Annotated in this window: 20 protein-coding genes and 1 tRNA gene; 17 read left to right on the forward strand and 4 right to left on the reverse strand. The window is 69.8% G+C overall.

The genetic code is table 11. The features are described from left to right. Positions 1-47: 47 nt before the first annotated feature. Complete coding sequence (gene nadE, locus RB608_RS19085; RefSeq protein ID WP_308089637.1) at positions 48-833, forward strand: ammonia-dependent NAD(+) synthetase; 786 nt, start codon at positions 48-50, stop codon at positions 831-833. A gap of 3 nt (positions 834-836) precedes the next feature. After that, positions 837-1,328 (forward strand): CinA family protein, encoded by a 492-nt coding sequence (locus tag RB608_RS19090; protein ID WP_308089638.1) that lies wholly within the window; start codon positions 837-839, stop codon positions 1,326-1,328. Between the two features lie 80 nt (positions 1,329-1,408). Here the strand turns inward: RB608_RS19090 and RB608_RS19095 are convergent, their stop codons facing one another. Beyond that, positions 1,409-2,080: a DUF6766 family protein gene (locus RB608_RS19095; protein WP_308089639.1), complete on the reverse strand. Its 672-nt coding sequence runs from the start codon at positions 2,078-2,080 to the stop codon at positions 1,409-1,411. Between the two features lie 87 nt (positions 2,081-2,167). Continuing rightward, on the reverse strand, positions 2,168-2,584 hold the full coding sequence (locus RB608_RS19100) for a hypothetical protein (RefSeq protein WP_308089640.1): 417 nt from the start codon (positions 2,582-2,584) through the stop codon (positions 2,168-2,170). 239 nt (positions 2,585-2,823) lie between these two features. Here RB608_RS19100 and RB608_RS19105 point away from each other — a divergent pair, with 239 nt between their 5' ends. Continuing rightward, the gene (locus RB608_RS19105; RefSeq protein WP_308089641.1) at positions 2,824-5,130 is read left to right on the forward strand and encodes a catalase; all 2,307 of its coding nucleotides are present in this window, start codon (positions 2,824-2,826) and stop codon (positions 5,128-5,130) included. Positions 5,131-5,319: 189 nt separating this feature from the next. On the opposite strand, the gene RB608_RS19110 is transcribed toward RB608_RS19105, so the two are convergent. Continuing rightward, the gene (locus RB608_RS19110) at positions 5,320-5,928 is read right to left on the reverse strand and encodes a helix-turn-helix domain-containing protein (RefSeq protein WP_308089642.1); all 609 of its coding nucleotides are present in this window, start codon (positions 5,926-5,928) and stop codon (positions 5,320-5,322) included. A gap of 97 nt (positions 5,929-6,025) precedes the next feature. On the opposite strand from RB608_RS19110, the gene RB608_RS19115 reads away from it, so the two are divergent. The 7 genes from RB608_RS19115 to RB608_RS19145 all read left to right on the forward strand — a co-directional run bounded on the left by RB608_RS19115 (position 6,026) and on the right by RB608_RS19145 (position 10,366). Beyond that, a complete protein-coding gene (locus RB608_RS19115) occupies positions 6,026-6,766 on the forward strand; it encodes an SDR family oxidoreductase (protein WP_308089643.1) in 741 nt (246 codons plus the stop codon). 248 nt (positions 6,767-7,014) lie between these two features. Beyond that, a tRNA-Trp gene (locus tag RB608_RS19120) sits at positions 7,015-7,087 on the forward strand. A 59-nt stretch (positions 7,088-7,146) separates the two neighbouring features. After that, positions 7,147-7,410, forward strand: coding sequence for a preprotein translocase subunit SecE (secE, locus tag RB608_RS19125; protein WP_308089644.1), 264 nt, complete (start codon positions 7,147-7,149; stop codon positions 7,408-7,410). A gap of 50 nt (positions 7,411-7,460) precedes the next feature. Beyond that, on the forward strand, positions 7,461-8,312 hold the full coding sequence (gene nusG, locus RB608_RS19130; protein ID WP_308089645.1) for a transcription termination/antitermination protein NusG: 852 nt from the start codon (positions 7,461-7,463) through the stop codon (positions 8,310-8,312). Positions 8,313-8,448: 136 nt separating this feature from the next. After that, positions 8,449-8,880 (forward strand): 50S ribosomal protein L11, encoded by a 432-nt coding sequence (gene rplK / locus RB608_RS19135; RefSeq protein WP_257426648.1) that lies wholly within the window; start codon positions 8,449-8,451, stop codon positions 8,878-8,880. Between the two features lie 63 nt (positions 8,881-8,943). Continuing rightward, positions 8,944-9,657, forward strand: a complete 714-nt coding sequence (gene rplA, locus RB608_RS19140) for a 50S ribosomal protein L1 (protein ID WP_308089646.1) — start codon at positions 8,944-8,946, stop codon at positions 9,655-9,657. An 85-nt stretch (positions 9,658-9,742) separates the two neighbouring features. Beyond that, entirely contained in the window at positions 9,743-10,366 is a 624-nt protein-coding gene (locus tag RB608_RS19145; RefSeq protein ID WP_308089647.1) for a DUF4232 domain-containing protein, read from the forward strand. Between the two features lie 21 nt (positions 10,367-10,387). Here RB608_RS19145 and RB608_RS19150 read toward each other — a convergent pair whose 3' ends face one another. Continuing rightward, entirely contained in the window at positions 10,388-11,671 is a 1,284-nt protein-coding gene (locus RB608_RS19150; protein ID WP_308089648.1) for an aminotransferase class I/II-fold pyridoxal phosphate-dependent enzyme, read from the reverse strand. Positions 11,672-11,938: 267 nt separating this feature from the next. Here RB608_RS19150 and rplJ point away from each other — a divergent pair, with 267 nt between their 5' ends. The 7 genes from rplJ to RB608_RS19185 all read left to right on the forward strand — a co-directional run bounded on the left by rplJ (position 11,939) and on the right by RB608_RS19185 (position 18,347). Beyond that, entirely contained in the window at positions 11,939-12,607 is a 669-nt protein-coding gene (rplJ, locus tag RB608_RS19155) for a 50S ribosomal protein L10 (protein WP_308089649.1), read from the forward strand. 155 nt (positions 12,608-12,762) lie between these two features. Beyond that, positions 12,763-13,155: a 50S ribosomal protein L7/L12 gene (gene rplL, locus RB608_RS19160; RefSeq protein ID WP_308089650.1), complete on the forward strand. Its 393-nt coding sequence runs from the start codon at positions 12,763-12,765 to the stop codon at positions 13,153-13,155. Positions 13,156-13,404: 249 nt separating this feature from the next. After that, on the forward strand, positions 13,405-14,367 hold the full coding sequence (locus RB608_RS19165) for an ABC transporter ATP-binding protein (RefSeq protein ID WP_308089651.1): 963 nt from the start codon (positions 13,405-13,407) through the stop codon (positions 14,365-14,367). Between the two features lie 55 nt (positions 14,368-14,422). Then, a complete protein-coding gene (locus tag RB608_RS19170; RefSeq protein ID WP_282401246.1) occupies positions 14,423-15,205 on the forward strand; it encodes an ABC transporter permease in 783 nt (260 codons plus the stop codon). 7 nt (positions 15,206-15,212) lie between these two features. Further along, complete coding sequence (locus RB608_RS19175; RefSeq protein WP_308089652.1) at positions 15,213-16,040, forward strand: ABC transporter permease; 828 nt, start codon at positions 15,213-15,215, stop codon at positions 16,038-16,040. Positions 16,041-16,047: 7 nt separating this feature from the next. Then, positions 16,048-17,307, forward strand: a complete 1,260-nt coding sequence (locus RB608_RS19180; protein ID WP_308089653.1) for an MCE family protein — start codon at positions 16,048-16,050, stop codon at positions 17,305-17,307. After that, a complete protein-coding gene (locus RB608_RS19185) occupies positions 17,307-18,347 on the forward strand; it encodes an MlaD family protein (RefSeq protein WP_308089800.1) in 1,041 nt (346 codons plus the stop codon). Before RB608_RS19180 ends, RB608_RS19185 begins: the two co-directional genes overlap by 1 nt. Positions 18,348-18,358: the final 11 nt, after the last annotated feature.

Consider the following 18,358-nt stretch of genomic DNA (forward strand, 5'->3'; position numbering starts at 1 on the left):
CCGGCGCGGCCGGCGCGGCCGGCGTCAGGCGTTTCGAGCCGGAGTCCGTGGATCAGCGGACCATCCGGGCCGAGCTCCGCGTCGCCGACGAGTTCGACGCGGCCACCGAGACCGAGCGCCGGATCGGGTTCCTGGTCGACTACCTCGAACGTGCCGGCGCCTCCGGCTACGTCCTGGGGATCAGCGGCGGAGTCGACTCCACCGTGGCCGGTCGTCTCGCCAGCCTGGCTTGCGCCCGCACCGGCCGATCGTTCACGGCGATGCGGCTGCCCTACGGAACCCAGGGCGACGAGGCCGATGCCGCAGCGGCGGTGGCGTTCGTCGAGCCGACGTCGACCCTGACGGTCGACATCAAGCCCGCGGTCGACGCGCTGCATCACGCGCTCAGCGCCGACGACGTGACGGTCGAGGTCGCCGACTTCGTCAAGGGCAATATCAAGGCCCGGCAGCGGATGGCGGCACAGTACGCCGTGGCCGGTCGCCTCGGCAGCCTGGTGGTCGGCACCGACCAGGCGGCGGAGGCGGTGATGGGCTTCTTCACCAAGTACGGCGACGGTGCGTTCGACGTGGGCCCGCTGCTGGGCCTGACGAAGTCACGGGTCCTCGCCATCGGTCGTGAGCTCGGCGCGCCCGCTCACCTCGTCGAGAAGGTGCCGACCGCGGATCTGGAGGAGCTGCGACCTGCCCTGCCTGACGAGGTCGCGTACGGCGTGACCTACGCCGAGATCGACGCCTACCTGCTGGGCGAGGAGGTCAGCGACCGCGCGAAGAGCGTGATCGAGGACGCCTACCGGCGTACCACCCACAAGCGTCGTCTCCCGCCGGGGCCCTGAGTCGTGGTCGCACAACAGTCCGACGAGATCAACGGTCTGGTCGAGCAGATCGCCGCGCGGGCGCGCGGACGGTCGCTCACCGTCGCGTGCGCGGAGTCCCTCACCGCGGGCGCGATCGCGAACGCGTTGGCCCGGGGCGAGGATGCGGCCTCCTGGTTCGCCGGCGGTGTCGTGTCCTACATGAGCCAGGTGAAGTTCGACCTTCTCGGTGTCACCGAGGGCCCGGTCGTCACCGCGCTCTGCGCCGAGGAGATGGTCCTCGGTGTGAGCACGCTGCTCGGCGCCGACGCAGCCGTCGCGGTCACCGGGGTCGGCGGGCCGGGAGAGGAGGAGGGACACCCGGCCGGCACGGTCTTCATCGCTACGGGCATCGACGGGCGAACCCGGGTCACCTGCTACCGGTTCGACGGTGACCCGCCCACCGTGCTGAACCGGACCGTGGCGGCTGCGATCGCGCAGCTGCTGGCGCACCTGAGCTCACCGGCCGGCCCATAGCGCTCGGCCATGTCGCCGACGTCCTCGATCGGGGAGCACTCGAACGTCGAGGACGCCTCCGAGCGGCCGGTCCCGCGCGCTCAGCCCTCGACCCCGGTCGCGCTGTGCGCCTCCCCGACCGGCTTGCTCTCCGGTGAGCCGCGCTGGCGCAGGTAGATCGCCAGGACCGCCATGGAGCCGACCGCGAGGAACTCCGACTGCCAGTTCTGCAGGGTTCGTGACCAGAAGTCGGCCGAGAGGACGTAGTCGGTCCAGCCGATCGGGTCCTGCAGCGACGCGAGCCGCTCCTCGTTGCGGGCGACCTGACCGGCGATGGACTGCGCCAGCCAGGAGAGGAGGAAGATCGTGCCCATCGTCAGGGTGAGCGACCACGAGAGGATCGTCGTGCGGATGCCGCCGACCGCGGCCCAGCGAGGGGATCGTTCGTCGGCGTACGGTCCGACCTTCTGGGCCTCGTCGGACTCGAGGCCGGCGTTGTCGAGCTCCTTGGACTCGGGGGAGCCGCGTTGGAGCAGCCACACGGTGGCGGCGATGTAGAAGAGGAACTGGAGGTACTCGCTCTGCCAGTTCTCGCTGACGTCGACGGCGAAGTCGGACGACGTCAGATAGCGGCCCAAGGACAGGGTGCCGAGGCCGTCGGCCGCCTGCTGGGCGTTGAAGGCGTGCCAGCCGGCGAACGCCTGGCCAATGAGGGCGGCGACGAAGAGGACACCGAAGAACAGGCCCAGCGAGTGCTCCTTGAGTCGGCGCACCGTCACCACCTCCCCAGTCCGATGGCGAGGAAGTAGGCCAGGCCGAGGACGATCACGCCGAGGTAGGCGACGAAGATGGCCCGCACGTCAACCCACCTCCACCGAGCAGCGGTGCGGCTGGTCCCCGTCGACCGGCGGGCACCCGGCCGCGATGACGCGCCAGCCGTCTGGGAAACGGGACAGGAAGACCGTCTCGTCGCGGTACTGGACCTGGGCCATCGAGCCGTAGGTGCGTGCGGTACCGGCCCCGGACGGGGCCGGCAGGTCCTGCGCGAGGACGGCCTCCGGGCACGGCTCGCCCTCCTGCTCCGCGAGGGTCTCGCGCGCGTCGACCGCGAGGTCGGCGCATGCGGTGGCGCCGTCGCCGGCAGCCACCGCGGCGTAGAAGTGCGAGGCGCGATCGGCGGCGCTCCCATCGTCGGCCATGCCGCAGCCCGCGAGGCCGAGGACGGCCCCGGTGATCGTCCCGACCGCCACGGCCCCTCGTGTCCGTCCCGTGCTCACTCGATGCCTCCTTCTCCAGCGGCGCCTCGACGTCTCCGCCGGTGCCCGTTCGCGGCAACTTCAAGCAAGGAAGGCGCACCGGTGGCTCCGGCGCGCAGCGCGGTGGGGCCCGACGGGTCTCCCATGCGTTCGTCGGCCTCCGCCCCGTCCGACTCGCGGTCGGAGCTCCCGCCGATGGCCGGCGTCGGGATCATCCCCACCCGGGCGGGTACCTGCAGCCCCTACCCAGGGAGGCAACGATGGCGGATGCGGGCGCAGCGGCGCGGGTGATCAGGAAGGCCGTGAAGAGCACGGTCACACAGGCAGCGGAGGCGGCCATGGCCTGGGCCGAGGGCGATCGGCCGGATGCTCCTGGCGCTCCGGCGCCGAAGCCGCCTCCGCTGAAGGAGCCCACGAGACCGGCCGACCCGCTGCCGCTCAAGCCGGACCAGGCGGGTCCGGAGCGGCGTACGGCGACGGGCGCGGAGACACGCGAAGCGCCGGCCGACGTCGCGCAGCAGGGGCGGTTCCTCACCACGTCGACGGGCGCCCGGCTCCGCGACACCGATCACTCCCTCAAGGCGGGCGAGCGCGGCCCGACCCTGCTGCAAGACCACCATCTGCGGGAGAAGATCACGCACTTCGACCACGAGCGGATTCCCGAGCGGGTCGTGCACGCCCGGGGAGCCGGCGCCCACGGCGTCTTCATCGGGTACGGCAACGCCAAGCCTGTCTGCAAGGCCGCGTTCCTCGCGCGCCACGTCGAGACGCCGGTGTTCGTGCGCTTCTCGACCGTGCTCGGGTCGCGGGGATCGATGGACACTGCGCGGGACACCCGGGGGTTCGCGACGAAGTTCTACACCTCCGAGGGCAACTTCGACCTGGTCGGCAACAACATCCCGGTCTTCTTCATCCAGGACGGCATCAAGTTCCCGGACGTCATCCACGCCGGGAAGCCGCACCCGGATCGGGAGATCCCCCAGGCCCAGAGCGCCCATGACACGTTCTGGGACTTCGTCTCCCTGCACACCGAGGCGCAGCACCACACACTCTGGAACATGTCCGACCGCGGCATCCCGCGCTCCTATCGGATGATGGAGGGCTTCGGCGTACACACCTTCCGGACGTCCAACGCCGACGGTGAGACCGTCCTGGTCAAGCTGCACTGGAAGCCCCGGCTCGGCGTTCATTCGCTGACCTGGGAGGAGGCCCAGATGCTCGGCGGGCTCGACCCCGACTTCCACCGCCGCGATCTCGCGGACGCGATCGAGTCCGGCGCCTATCCGCAGTGGGAGCTGGGCATGCAGGTCTTCCCCGACACCCCCGAGCAGACCTTCGCGGGCATCGACCTGCTCGATCCGACCAAGCTCGTGCCGGAGGAGCTCGCGCCGGTGCAGGCGGTCGGGCTGCTCACCCTGACCGCGAACCCGGCCAACTACTTCGCCGAGACCGAGCAGGTCGCCTTCCACGTCGGCAACCTGGTGCCCGGTATCGACGTCACCGACGACCCACTGCTGCAAGCACGGCTGTTCTCGTACGTCGACACGCAGCTGCTGCGACTCGGTGGGCCGAACTACAACCAGATCCCGATCAACCGTCCCCATGCGCCCGTCAACGACATGTTCCGCGACGGCTTCCACCAGCACGCGGTGCACGCGGGGACGGCGCCGTACAAGCCCAACTCGCTGGACGGCGGCTGTCCGTTCTTCGCCGGCGGCGCTACGCGTGACCACGCCTTCGTCGACGTCCCGGCGCCGGTCGCCGCGGGGGTGAAGGGGCGAGTGGCGCCGCCGTCGTTCGACGACCACTTCAGCCAGGCCCGACTGTTCTGGACGAGCATGACCCCGGTGGAGCAGGAGCACATCGTGCTCGCCTACACCTTCGAGCTGTCCCGTTGCTATGAGCAGACGATCAGGGAGCGACAGCTGCGGGCGCTCGCCAACATCGATCCGGAGCTCTGCGCCAAGGTCGCGACCGGGTTGGGGCTGTCTGCGCCGGATCCGACCGTCGAGCTCGCCGAGGCCGCGCCCAGCCCCTCCCTCTCTCAACTCGGGGCCGCCTGGCCCGTCGCGGGACGTACCGTCGGGCTGGTCGTGGGGGAGGAGTCCGAACAGGCGACCGCCGACCTGCGCGCTGCCATCGACGCGGTCGTCGCGGCCGACGCCGTGCCCCTGGTCGTTGCCGCGCACGGCGGTGCGCTGAGCGACGGAACGAGCGTCCAGCGGACGTTCGGTGCGACCCGCTCGGTGGAGTTCGACGCGGTGCTGATGCTCGGCTGCCCGCCGCCGGCACCTGATGCCCTGGCGGTGCGTGACACCAAGGCAGGAGAGCCGGCAGCCACTCTCGACCCGCGGGTTCTCCTGCTCGTCCAGGAGTGCTTCCGGCACGCCAAGGCGATCGCTGCCGCCGGCGACGGCGTGACGGCGCTGCCGGAGATCGGGCTCGCCGGTGACGAGCCCGGCGTCGTCGCGGGCGCCGCTGCCTCCGAGGTGGTCGCCGACCTCCTCGAACTGCTCGGCGCGCACCGTGTCTGGGAGCGGTTCGTCACTCCTGGTGACACACGATGAGCGTGCCAGGTCGGGCCCGTGCACTGGCTCGGCACGGCGCCGGCCACGTGGCCCTGCCCGCTAGGGGGATCTGACAGGCGAGGCTCAGCCCCTGGTGGGCGTCGACTGAGTCGGCGCCGCGGCGACGTACGCCCTTCTCCGCCGCCGCCGGGCGGCACGAGCCGATCGTCACGCGCTGAGCGGTAGCGCTCATGACGCGGCGCGGACCAGAGCGTCCCAGCCCAGCATCGCGGCATCGACGATCCCCAGGACCTGGTCGCGGCGGTAGCCGTCCCTGGCCTGGATGGACAGTCCGTGCAGGATCGTGACCAGGAGGGCGGCCGCCCGGTCGACGTCCAGGCCCAGGGGGAGCTCGCCCTCCGCGCGAGCGCGTTCGATGCGCCGTCGGATCTTCTCGGCGTCGCGATGCCGGCGCCTGGCGAGTCGCTCGCCCACCTGGTCGTGGCCGGCGCCGAGGTTCACCGCCGCGAGCACGAGCATGCACCCCGCGGGCGTCGTCGGATCGACATAGGCCTCGGCGTTGTCCCGCAGGAGGGCCTCGATCGAATCCCGGATCCCGGTCAGTCCCAGCGCACGATCCGTGAGGGTGTCGCCGTCCGGGTCGTACAGTTCCACGGCCTCCTCGAAGAGCGCTTCCTTGGATCCGAACGCCGCGTACACGCTCGTCGGCGCTAGACCGAGACGTGTCTCGATCATCTTCATCGACACGCCCTCGTATCCGTGTCGCCAGAACAGCTCCATCGCCGCGTGCAGGGCCGCCGTTCGATCGAACGTGCGCGGCCGACCCGCCCTCGCCATCCGGTCCTCCTCACTCCGCGTCCCATCCTTCCATGAGGTGAGGTATTCTGTAGTGACTGCTACATATATCGCCGACGCCGGACACAACGGAGGATTCATGAAGACGCTCGAGGGTCGGACCGCACTGGTCACCGGCGGGAGCAGGGGGATAGGCGCGGCGATCGCGACGCGGCTGGCGACGGAAGGCGCCGCGGTGGCACTGACCTACCAGTCGGCGAGAGACCGTGCCGAGGATGTCCTCCGGGCGATCAGGGCCGCGGGAGGGACCGCGCACGCCATCCGGGCCGACCTGGGCGATCCGGTCCAGGTCCGGGACGCGGTCGCGCAGGCGGCCGGTGTGCTGGGCAGCATCGACGTCCTCGTCAACAATGCGGGGCTGCTTCGCCACGGACCGATCGATGAGCTCACGCTCGACGATTACGCGCAGACGATGGCTGTGCACGTGCAGGCGGTCTTCGTCGCGGTGCAGGCCGCCCTTCCCCACATGCGCGAGGGCGGGCGGATCATCAGCATCGGCAGCAATCTCGCGGTGCGCGTGCCGGCGCCGGGCTTCGCGCTGTACGCGATGAGCAAGTCCGCGCTCGTGGGCCTCACCAACGGCCTTGCGCGCGATCTCGGGCCGCGGGGGATCACCGCCGCCCTCGTTCATCCGGGGTCGACGAACACCGAGATGAACCCCGCCGACGCCGAGCACGCGGACAGCGAGCGCGCGCTGGTCCCCTTGGGACGCTACGCGGCGGCCGAGGAGATCGCCGCGACCGTCGCCCATCTCGCCGGGCCCGGCGGCGCCTTCATCAATGGCACGGCCGTGGTCGTCGATGGTGGTGCGAATGCCTGAGCGGCGATCTCGCAACGGGATCCGGGTACGGGCCGTCGCCGAGGGTGAGCCTGCCCGCCGGGGCCCGACCTCCTCGACGGTCGGATCGACGGTCTCGACGATCTCGCCCCGGCTGCTCGGCGGCTGATCCTGGTGGGTGCCGGTTCGACGCGGCCGGGGCCGAACCCGTAGACTCCCCGCTTGGTGGTTCTGCCACATGGTGAGTCGCGCCCTTGGGGCGGTTGGCACACTGACGGCGGGACCTTCGGAGGGCACTAGCTCAACTGGCAGAGCATCGGTCTCCAAAACCGAAGGTTGGGGGTTCAAGTCCCTCGTGCCCTGCAAAGAGATGACGACCAGCCGGCCGGACGGTCGGCGCTGACGAAGAGAAGGTGAGCAGCGTGGCGGATGCTCCGGCAGTCCGTGGGGGCCGCAAGGACCCCTCGGGCGGCAAGCAGTCTGAGACCCGCACCGGCCCGGTGACCTTCTACCGGCAGGTGGTCGCCGAGCTCCGGAAGGTCGTCTACCCGACCCGGGAGCAGCTCGGCACCTACTTCGTCGTCGTGATGGTCTTCGTCCTGATCATGATCGCCCTCGTCTCGGTCCTGGACCTCGCGCTCGGAAAGCTCGCGTTCGAGATCTTCACCGGGGCCGACGACATCTGAGTCCGGCGCGGGACCGCGCCGGCTGACAACTGATCTTTTTTCGACAACTGATGGAGCAGCACGTGTCCGAGCAGTACGACCCGGCCCAGGCTGACGAGGCGCTCGCCGAGACGGCCCACGACGTCGCCGACGTCGAGGAGCCCGAGGACACCGAGCTGGAGGAGAGCCTCGCGGCCGACGAGGTCGAGCAGACCGACGAGGACGACGCTGACGACGAGCCGGCCGAGGACGACGCCGAGGACGCTGACGACGAACCGGCCGAGGCCTCCGCCGAGGACCCGCTCGAGGCCTTCCGCCGCGAGCTGTGGGCCAAGCCCGGCGACTGGTTCGTGGTGCACACCTACTCCGGCATGGAGAACCGGGTGAAGCAGAACCTCGAGAACCGGATCCACTCCCTCAACATGGAGGACTACATCCACGAGATCGTGGTCCCCACCGAGGAGGTCGCCGAGATCAAGAACGGCCAGCGCAAGATGGTCAAGCGCACCGTTCTCCCCGGCTACGTCCTGGTCCGGATGGACCTCACCGACGAGTCCTGGGCCGCCGTGCGGCACACCCCGTCGGTCACCGGCTTCGTCGGCCACAGCCACCAGCCGGTGCCGCTGAGCATGGACGAGGTCGAGAAGATGCTCGCCCCGGCTGTCGTCACCGCGGCTGCCGCCGAGGCGGAGGCCGCCGCGGCGACCGGCGGCGGTTCCGCCGTCACCCCGGCCAAGAAGCCGATCGAGGTCGCCGACTTCGGCGTCAATGACTCGGTCCTCATCGTCGACGGCGCGTTCGCCACGCTGCACGCGACGATCACCGAGATCAACGCCGAGGCCCAGCGGGTCAAGGCGCTCGTCGAGATCTTCGGCCGCGAGACCCCGGTCGAGCTGTCGTTCTCGCAGATCCAGCGGGTCTGAATTTCGCCCTCCGCGCCTCGGCGCGGAAGAATGTCTGGGTTGCCCGGGCCACGGCCGCACCGTGACCCGGCGACGCAGGTGGCAGAGACGCACGACGTACGTCTCGTCATGACCACGAGAAGAAAGAGATAGAGGAATGCCTCCCAAGAAGAAGATCGCCGCACTGGTCAAGGTGCAGCTGCAGGCCGGCTCGGCCACTCCGGCGCCGCCGGTCGGTACGGCGCTCGGTCCGCACGGCGTCAACATCATGGACTTCTGCAAGGCGTACAACGCCCAGACCGAGTCCATGCGCGGCAACGTGATCCCCGTCGAGATCACCATCTACGAGGACCGGTCGTTCGACTTCATCACGAAGACGCCGCCGGCCGCGGAGCTGATCAAGAAGGCCGCCGGCCTCAAGAAGGGCTCGGGCGTCCCGCACAAGGAGAAGGTCGGCAAGCTGACCAAGGACCAGGTGCGCGAGATCGCGACGACGAAGCTCCCCGACCTCAACGCCAACGACATCGACGCCGCGATGAAGATCGTGGAGGGTACCGCCCGCTCCATGGGCGTCACCGTCGAGGCCTGACAAACCGTGGAAGGGCCGCGCTGGCCCGCTGACCACACCTCCTCTTCTAACTAAGGAACCACCATGCAGCGCAGCAAGACCTACCGCGCGGCGGCGGAGACGTTCGACAAGAACGAGCTCCACGCGCCGCTGGCCGCGATCAAGATCGCCAAGGCCGCCAGCAAGAAGAAGTTCGACGAGACCGTCGACGTCGTCATGCGCCTGGGTGTCGACCCGCGCAAGGCCGACCAGATGGTCCGCGGCACCGTCAACCTGCCCCACGGCACCGGCAAGACCGCTCGCGTCCTCGTGTTCGCCAACGGTGACAAGGCCGACGCAGCCCGCGAGGCCGGCGCCGACTTCGTCGGCAGCGACGAGCTGATCGACAAGGTCGCCGGCGGCTGGACCGACTTCGACGCCGTGGTCGCCACCCCGGACCTGATGGGCAAGGTCGGCCGCCTCGGCCGCGTGCTCGGCCCCCGTGGCCTCATGCCGAACCCGAAGGTCGGCACCGTGACGCCGGACCCGGCCAAGGCCGTCTCCGACATCAAGGGCGGCAAGATCGAGTTCCGCGTCGACCGCCACGCCAACCTCCACTTCATCGTGGGCAAGGCGTCCTTCACCGAGCAGCAGCTCGCCGAGAACTACGCCGCCGCCCTCGAGGAGGTGCTGCGACTCAAGCCGTCCAGCTCCAAGGGCCGCTACCTGAAGAAGGTCACCGTCTCCACGACCATGGGCCCCGGCGTCCAGGTCGACCCCAACCGCATCAAGAACGTCGCGGTCGAGGACGACGCCTGATCCAGGCACCAGTTCGGTACGACGCCCGCCGCTCCCCCGGGGACGGTGGGCGTCGCGCATTTCCCCGCCTCCTAGGGTGGCCGTCGTGAAGCGTCTCCTCGGGTCCGTCTTGCTGCTCGTGGCCGCGACGGGCTGCTCCGGCGCGCCGGCGGACCCGGAACCCCGACCTGCCGACGACCTCGCGTCCCTGCTGCGCACCCGAGCCACCGCGGGTGGACCCGGCAGCTGCGGGCCCGAGCAGGTCGCCGTCACCCTCGAGGGCTACGACGTCGCGCTGGGCCACCGCTACACCCGGATCACGGTCCGCAACCTCTCCGACCGGCCGTGCCGGCTCGAGGGCGCGCCGGGGATCGGCGCGCGCGGCGCGAACGGGTCGACCTTCGAGCCGGCGGTCGAGCAGGCGAACACGCCCGCCGCCACCCCGGTCGAGCTGGCGCCGGGCGCTGCGGCCGGAAGCGCTCTGGAGTGGACTGGCGAGCTGGCCGGCGCGGACTCCGAGCATGCGTCGCTGCTGGTCCTGCAGCTGGCCGCGGACCAGCCGCCGGTGTCCGTCCCGGCCCGCCTGGTCGGTGACACCGAGGAGACGGACCCGCTCGACATCGGCCCGCTCACCACGCTGCGGCTCGCGCCGTTCACGGCGCTGACCGCGGAGGAGGCGAGCCGCACGCCGCGGTCCCGCGACGAGCCCGTCCGCCCGGAGAAGCCGTAGCGGACCCGCTCGCCGTGCCGGTCAGGCGCTGAGCTTCTCCAGGGCGGCGAGCTCGACGCACAGCGCGACGCCGGCCATGGCGCCTCGGACCTCGTCCAGCACGGGGAAGGACGGCGCGAGGCGGATGTTGCGGTCGTAGGGGTCGTTGCCGTGCGGGAAGGCCGAGCCGGCGGGGGTCAGCACGATGCCGGCGTCCTTGGCGAGCTGCACCACGCGCGCCGCCGTACCGTCGACGACGTCGAGGTTCACGAAGTAGCCGCCCGTCGGGACCGTCCACTCGGCGATGCCGAGACCCGAGAGCCGCGTGGACAGGGCCTCCTCGACGGCCGCGAACTTGGGTGCGAGCAGGGCGCGGTGCTTGCGCATGTGGGCGCGCACGCCGTCGGCGTCCTTGAAGAACTCCACGTGTCGCAGGTGGTTGACCTTGTCGGGGCCGATGGCCGCGAAGCCGAGGCGCTGGAGGTACCACGCCCGGTTCTCGGGGGAGGCGGCGAGCGCCGAGACCCCGGCACCGGCGTAGCTCATCTTGGAGGTCGAGGCGAAGACGATCGGCCGGTTCGGGTGGCCGGAGGCGGAGGCGAGACCGAGGGCGTCGGCGCTCTTGGTCTCCTCCTCGGTGAGGTGGTGCACGGCGTACGCGTTGTCCCACAGGATCCGGAAGTCCGGCGCCGCCGTCGGCATCGCCATCAACTCGGCGGCGACCTCGGGGGAGCAGACGGCACCGGTCGGGTTCGAGTACGTCGGCACGATCCACATGCCCTTGACGGCGGGGTCGTCGGCGACCAGCGCCCGGACCGCGGCCACGTCGGGGCCGTCGGCGTTCATCGGCACGGTCACCATCTCGATGCCGAGCTCGGCGAGCATCGTGAAGTGGCGGTCGTAGCCGGGCACGGCGCAGACGAACTTCACCACCGGCTCCTCGATCCACGGCCGGGGCGAGTCGGGGCCGCCCTTGAGCAACAGGGAGGTCAACACCTGGTGCATCATCGTCAGGCTCGAGTTGCCGCCCGCGACGACGGCCGAGGCGTCGACGCCGAGCAGGTCGGCGAAGATCTCCCGCATCTCGGGAAGGCCGTCGAGGCCGCCGTAGTTGCGCACGTCGGCGCCGGAGCGGTCGCGGTACGACGACGGCAGGTCGAGGAGCTCGTTGGCGAGGTCCAGCTGGTCGGCCGACGGCTTGCCGCGGGTCAGGTCGAGCGTGAGACCGCGGGACTTCAGCTCGTCGTAGGCGGCGCGCACGGTCGTCAGGCGCGCGGCGAGGTCGTCGGCGGAGAGGGCGGACAGCGGCGTCGCGGTGGTGGTCACGGGACCATCGTGCCGCACGACTTCGACGGCTCGCGATTTGGCCCGGGACGGTCGGGCGCCGTACCGTTGCTCCTCGAAACCTTAAGACCGCCGGTTGTCCGGACTACCAGTCCGGACCGAAGGCTCCGCGAGAGTGGACGGCCTGCGCAGGGGATCAGAGCAGCAACGACGCGGGTTCGGCCCGCGGAGTCCACGCCCTGAGCGCCTGCGCTCGGGGCGTTCGTCTTTCCCGGACGAGTGCGGCGGTCCCCATCCGGAAGGAGACCCATGGCGCGGGCAGACAAGCAGGCCGCCGTCGCGGAGATCGCTGAGTCCTTCAGCGAGTCCGCTGGCGCTGTGCTGACCGAGTACCGCGGTCTCACCGTCAAGGAGCTGCAGGACCTTCGCCGCTCCCTCGGTGCGAACGCCAACTACGCCGTGGTCAAGAACACGCTGGCCAAGCTGGCCGCCAACGAGGCGGGCATCGAAGGCTTCGACGACCTGCTGACCGGCCCGACCGCGATCGCCTTCATCAAGGGCGACGTCGTCGAGGCGGCGAAGGGTCTGCGTGACTTTGCCAAGGCGAACCCCGCCCTTGTGATCAAGGGTGGCGTTCTCGACGGCGCGCTCCTCGACGCGAAGGAGATCGCCAAGCTGGCCGATCTCGAGTCGCGCGAGGTGCTCCTGGGCAAGCTCGCGGGCGCGATGCTCGCTTCGCTCAGCCAGGCCGTCTACCTCCTCAACGCCCCGCTCGCCCAGGCTGCCCGGCTCGCCGGCGCCCTGGAGGCGAAGGCCCAGGAGGACCCCTCGATCCTCGCAGGTGGTGCTGGTACGCCGGCCGCCGCCGAGGAGGCTCCGGTCGCCGAGGAGGCAGCCGCCGACGAGACCACCGAGGCTCCGGCCGAGGAGTCGACCGAGGCTGCTGCCGACGAGGCCGCCGAGCCGACCGACGCCTGAGACCCGATCGAGCCGAGCGCAGACGAGTTTGCTCGTCCGCCGAGGCGATTGAGGGTAGCTGACGTAGTCAGCATCCAGGCTGACGTAACCCACCACCTGAAACCCGGACCACGGCGCCAGCCGCGGGCCACAAGCATCAAGAAGGAGACGCCACCATGGCGAAGCTCACCACCGACGAGCTCCTCGACGCGTTCAAGGAGATGACCCTCATCGAGCTCTCCGAGTTCGTGAAGCAGTTCGAGGAGACCTTCGGCGTCACCGCCGCCGCCCCGGTCGCCGTTGCCGCCGCTCCCGCCGCCGGCGGTGCCGCCGCTGGTGGCGACGAGGCCGCTGCGCAGGACGAGTTCGACGTCATCCTCGAGGCCGCTGGTGACAAGAAGATCAACGTCATCAAGGAGGTCCGCGCGCTGACCTCCCTCGGCCTCAAGGAGGCGAAGGACCTCGTCGAGGGCGCCCCGAAGGCGATCCTCGAGAAGGTCAACAAGGAGACCGCCGACAAGGCCAAGGAGTCCCTCGAGGGCGCCGGCGCCACGGTCACCCTGAAGTGACCTGTTCCTGACGGAACACCGTTCGGTCACGAGGCCGGCAGGGCATCCGCCCTGCCGGCCTCGTGCGTTTTCGTGTCGTCGCGTATCACTACTCGCGAGTTGGACGCTAGGCCTACTCGCCAGTACTTTGCGGGTCGTGATGGTCGGGTCGGCGTGACGCAGGCCACGCAGGCCGCGTAACGTGCGCCACGCGGCAGCGTTGTTCCTTCGCAGCCGGTGCTGGCGAGCGCACGAGGGAGAGGGCAAGACATGGGCGTCGACGTACAGGTCACGAACCTGACGAAGCAGTTCGGGAAGCAGCTCATCTGGAAGGGCGTGTCGCTCACCCTGCCGGCGGGCGAGATCTCGGTCATGCTCGGCCCCTCGGGCACCGGCAAGTCCGTCTTCCTCAAGGCCCTCATCGGCCTGATCAAGCCCGACGAGGGCTCCATCGTGATCGAGGGGACCGACATCGCGAGCTGCTCCGAGAAGGAGCTCTACGAGATCCGCAAGCTGTTCGGCGTGCTGTTCCAGGACGGCGCGATGTTCGGCTCGATGAACCTCTACGACAACGTCGCCTTCCCCCTGCGCGAGCACACCAAGAAGAGCGAGTCCGAGATCCGTGACATCGTCATGGAGAAGATGGACATGGTCGGCCTGCTCGGTGCGGAGATGAAGCTCCCCGGCGAGATCTCGGGCGGCATGCGCAAGCGGGCCGGCCTGGCGCGCGCGCTGGTGCTCGACCCCGAGATCCTGCTGATCGACGAGCCCGACTCCGGACTCGACCCGGTGCGCACGTCGTTCATCAACCAGCTGTTCGTCGATCTCAACGCCCAGATCGACGCGACCTTCCTGATCGTGACCCACGACATCCACAGCGTCCGGGTGGTGCCCGACCAGATCGGCCTGCTCTACCACAAGCACCTCGCGATGTACGGCCCGCGCGAGATGCTGCTGTCCTCCGACGAGCCGGTGGTGCGCCAGTTCCTCAACGCCCAGACGATCGGCCCGATCGGCATGTCGGAGGAGAAGGACGCCGACCAGCTCGCGGCCGAGAAGGACATGGACCTGCCGCCGCTGCCGCCGATCCCGCTGCAGATGGAGCCGTCCAACGGCATCCCGCGGCGGGCGCAGGCCGCCCCGGGGGCCTGGTGCCGGGCCAACGGGATCACGCCGCCGCCCGGGTCCTTCACCCGCGAGGCGGAGCACGCATCCGGAAGCAGCGCCAGCTGAACGAGCACGACACCGAGGGACGTCGACACAGGATCAGGATGGAAAGGGGCGCCAGGTGTCGCTGACCGCTGCACGCGTGATCGCACCCCTCGGCACCGCGGGCAAGTTGTTCGCCTTCGCGCTGGACGTGGGACGGGGGCTGTTCCGGCGTCCCTTCCAGGGCCGCGAGTTCATCCAGCAGGCCTGGTTCATCGCCTCGGTCACGATCATCCCGACGGCGCTCGTCGCGATCCCCTTCGGTGCGGTCATCGCGTTGCAGGTCGGCGGCCTGATCAAGCAGTTCGGTGCACAGTCCTTCACGGGCTCCGCCTCGGTGCTGGCTGTCATCCAGCAGGCCGGCCCCATCGCGACCGCGCTGCTCATCGCCGGCGCCGGTGGGTCGGCCATCGCGGCCGACCTCGGCGCGCGCAAGATCCGCGAGGAGCTCGACGCGATGATGGTGCTGGGCATCGACCCGATCCAGCGCCTCGTGGTGCCGCGTGTGCTCGCGTGCATGCTCGTCGCGGTCTTCCTCAACGGCATGGTCAGCGTCGTCGGCGTCGGCGGCGGCTACGTCTTCAACGTCATCCTGCAGGACGGCACCCCCGGTGCCTATCTCGCCAGCTTCACGGCGCTCGCCCAGCTGCCCGACGTGTGGATCGGCATGATCAAGGCCCTCGTCTTCGGTCTGATCGCCGCGATCGTCGCGTCCTACAAGGGCATGAACGCCGGTGGCGGCCCGAAGGGCGTCGGTGACGCGGTCAACGAGTCCGTGGTCATCACCTTCCTGCTCCTGTTCGTCGTCAACTTCACTCTGAGCACGATCTACCTCCAGGTCGTGCCCCCGAAGACGGGTTAGCGGAGACATGGCGAGCATCAAGGCGATCTACGACCGGCCCCTGAAGGGCCTGGACAACCTCGGCCACGAGCTGTCCTTCTATCTCAAGGTGCTGCTGGCGCTGCCGCGCTCGGTCAAGCGCTACCCGCGCGAGATCCTGCGGATCCTGGCCGAGGTCACCCTCGGCTCGGGCGCGCTGGCGGTCATCGGCGGCACCGTCGGCGTCATCATCGGGATGACCTTCTTCACCGGCGCCCAGGTGGGCCTGTCCGGGTACGCCGCGCTCAACCAGCTCGGCACCGCCGCCTTCGCCGGCTTCGTGTCCGCCTACTTCAACACCCGCGAGATCGCCCCGCTGGTCGCGGGCATCGCCCTCGCGGCGACCGTCGGCTGCGGGTTCACCGCCCAGCTCGGCGCCATGCGGATCTCCGAGGAGATCGACGCGGTCGAGGTGATGGCGATCCCCTCGATGCAGTTCCTCGTCACCACCCGGGTGATCGGCGGACTCATCGCGATCGTCCCGCTCTACGTCGTGGGCCTGCTGTCGTCGTACGTCGCCAGCAGGCTGGTGGTCACCCAGTTCTACGGGCAGTCGTCGGGCACCTACGACCACTATTTCAACCAGTTCCTGCCACCCGGTGATGTGCTGTGGTCCTTCGGCAAGGTGCTGGTGTTCGCGGTGGTCGTGATCCTGATCCACTGCTACCACGGCTACACCGCCTCGGGAGGACCCGCGGGCGTGGGCGTGGCCGTGGGGCGCGCGGTGCGGACCAGCATCGTGGCGATCAACGTGATCGACCTGTTCCTGTCGATGGCCATCTGGGGTGCCTCGACCACCGTCAGGCTGGCGGGGTGATCGGGCGATGAACCGGATCCTCTCGGCCCACAAGGCGCTCGGCGTCGTCTTCGTCGCGCTGTTGCTGCTCGGCGTGTGGCTGACCTACGCCACGTTCACGAAGAAGTTCACCGACTACGACCGGGTCACCCTCAAGACCTCGTCGATCGGTCTCCAGCTGCCCAACCGGGCCGACGTCAAGGTCCGCGGCGTGATCGTCGGCGAGGTGCTCGAGGCTCGGACCGGCACCAGCGGTGCCGAGCTGACGCTGGGCATCTACCCCGACAAGATCGGCGTGGTGCCGGCGAATGTCACCGGATCGATCGTGCCGAAGACGCTGTTCGGTGAGAAGTACGTGTCGCTGGTGGTTCCCGAGACCGGCCCGTCGGGGACGATGCGCGCCGGCGGGACCATCGACCGGACCGTGGTCTCGACGGAGCTCGAGGAGGTCCTCTCCGACCTCTACCCGCTGCTGCGCACGGTGCAACCGGCCGAGCTGAACGCGACGCTGACCGCACTGGCGACCGCCCTCGAGGGACGGGGCGAGCTGCTCGGCAAGAACCTCGAGACGCTCGACGGCTATCTCAAGCGGATCAACCCGCAGATCCCGGCCCTGCTCGAGGACCTGAAGCTGACCGCGCAGGTCTCCGACACCTACGCCGACATCCTCCCGCAGGTGGCCCAGATCCTCGACGACACCGTGAAGACGACCGGCACGCTGGAGGAGCGGGAGGCCGCCCTCACCGCGACCCTGCGCGACATCCGCAGCTTCTCCGACACCGCGCGGTCCTTCCTCGACGCCAACGCCGACCGTCTCAAGCGCGCCGGCGAGCTGACCACCGAGACCCTGCGTGCCGTGGCCCGCTACGCGCCGACCATCCCGTGCATGTCCGCCGGCATCGTCAAGGCGCAGGGCCGCCTCGCGGAGGCGTTCCGCGGCTTCGAGCTGCACATCGTCCTCGAGACACTGCAGGACCAGCCCCGCAAGTACACGCCCGCGGACGCGCCGATCTTCGGGGAGGACCGCGGTCCCGACTGCCTGGGCCTGCCGGACATCCCGTGGAGCCAGCAGAACCCCTTCCCGCCGCTGCCGCACCTCAACGACGGCATGAACGGCGACACCGGCAAGGGCAACCTGCGCCCGGCCCCGGCGTACGCCGACTACACCGGCAGCCCCGACGACGTGACCGCCCTGCGCGGCGCGCTCGACCAGGCGTACGCCGGCGCCGGAACCGACCTCAACGTGCTCCTCGCGGGCCCGCTCCTCGCCGGGGGTGCGTCGTCGTGATGCTGCGCGGACTCGACAAGAAGACCAGTGGCGACCTCGTCCGGCTGGTCGTGTTCATGGTGACGACGGCCCTCGCGACGAGCGTCCTGATCATCACGATCGGCAACCTCTCCTTCGGCGCGACCAAGGACTACGCGGCCGACTTCGTCGACGCCACCGGGGTCAACAAGGGCGACGACATCCGCATCGCGGGCGTCAAGGTCGGCACGGTCCAGGAGATCCGGATCATCAACGCCGACCGGGCCCGGGTGACCTTCTCGGTCGACGCCGACACCCGGCTCGACGACGCCACCCACGCCACGGTCAAGTACCGCAACCTGATCGGCCAGCGCTACATCTCGCTGACCCAGGAGGGCGACGGCGGCCGCCGCCTGGGGGAGGACGACGCGATCCCGGTCGACCGGACCAAGCCGGCGCTCGACCTGACCGTGCTCTTCAACGGCTTCAAGCCGCTCTTCGAGGCGCTGTCGCCCGACGACATCAACAAGCTGTCCTACGAGATCGTCCAGGTCTTCCAGGGCGAGGGCGGCACGGTCGAGGGCCTGCTGTCGAGCACCGCGTCGGTCACCCAGACCCTCGCCGACCGCGACCAGGTCATCGGCGACCTGCTGACCAACCTCGACTACGTCCTCGACCACGTCGCCGACCGCGACAAGCAGCTGACCAACCTGATCGACAGCTTCCGCTCCCTCATCGGTGGGCTCAACGAGGACCGCGAGGCGATCCTGTCCTCCCTCGACTCGATCTCGGAGCTGTCGGTGCAGACCGCCGCGCTCGTCACCGACATCAAGGACCCGTTCATCAAGGACATCAAGGAGCTGCGCAAGGTCGCCGGCACGCTGGACAAGAACCGCGCGGAGATCGACCGGGCCCTGCAGGTGCTGCCGATCAAGCTCACCAAGATCGGCCGTACGGCGACCTACGGCTCGTGGTTCAACTTCTACCTGTGCCACTTCAAGGCCACCATCAAGGTCCCGCTCCTGCCCAACCCGGTCAGCGCCACCTACGGTGCGACCGCCGACCGCTGCACGCTCGGATGAGGGGAGGACCG

Source organism: Nocardioides sp. LHD-245, from assembly GCF_030929495.1.
Lineage (GTDB): Bacteria > Actinomycetota > Actinomycetes > Propionibacteriales > Nocardioidaceae > Nocardioides.

Coding starts and splice junctions, on each gene's coding strand:
- RB608_RS19110 (WP_308089642.1), bottom strand. CDS start 5,928: ATGGCGAGGGCGGGTCGGCCGCGCACGTTCGATCGAACGGCGGCCCTG.
- rplK (WP_257426648.1), top strand. CDS start 8,449: ATGCCTCCCAAGAAGAAGATCGCCGCACTGGTCAAGGTGCAGCTGCAG.
- RB608_RS19180 (WP_308089653.1), top strand. CDS start 16,048: ATGAACCGGATCCTCTCGGCCCACAAGGCGCTCGGCGTCGTCTTCGTC.
- RB608_RS19115 (WP_308089643.1), top strand. CDS start 6,026: ATGAAGACGCTCGAGGGTCGGACCGCACTGGTCACCGGCGGGAGCAGG.
- rplJ (WP_308089649.1), top strand. CDS start 11,939: ATGGCGCGGGCAGACAAGCAGGCCGCCGTCGCGGAGATCGCTGAGTCC.
- RB608_RS19105 (WP_308089641.1), top strand. CDS start 2,824: ATGGCGGATGCGGGCGCAGCGGCGCGGGTGATCAGGAAGGCCGTGAAG.
- rplL (WP_308089650.1), top strand. CDS start 12,763: ATGGCGAAGCTCACCACCGACGAGCTCCTCGACGCGTTCAAGGAGATG.
- RB608_RS19175 (WP_308089652.1), top strand. CDS start 15,213: ATGGCGAGCATCAAGGCGATCTACGACCGGCCCCTGAAGGGCCTGGAC.
- RB608_RS19185 (WP_308089800.1), top strand. CDS start 17,307: ATGCTGCGCGGACTCGACAAGAAGACCAGTGGCGACCTCGTCCGGCTG.
- rplA (WP_308089646.1), top strand. CDS start 8,944: ATGCAGCGCAGCAAGACCTACCGCGCGGCGGCGGAGACGTTCGACAAG.
- RB608_RS19165 (WP_308089651.1), top strand. CDS start 13,405: ATGGGCGTCGACGTACAGGTCACGAACCTGACGAAGCAGTTCGGGAAG.
- nusG (WP_308089645.1), top strand. CDS start 7,461: ATGGAGCAGCACGTGTCCGAGCAGTACGACCCGGCCCAGGCTGACGAG.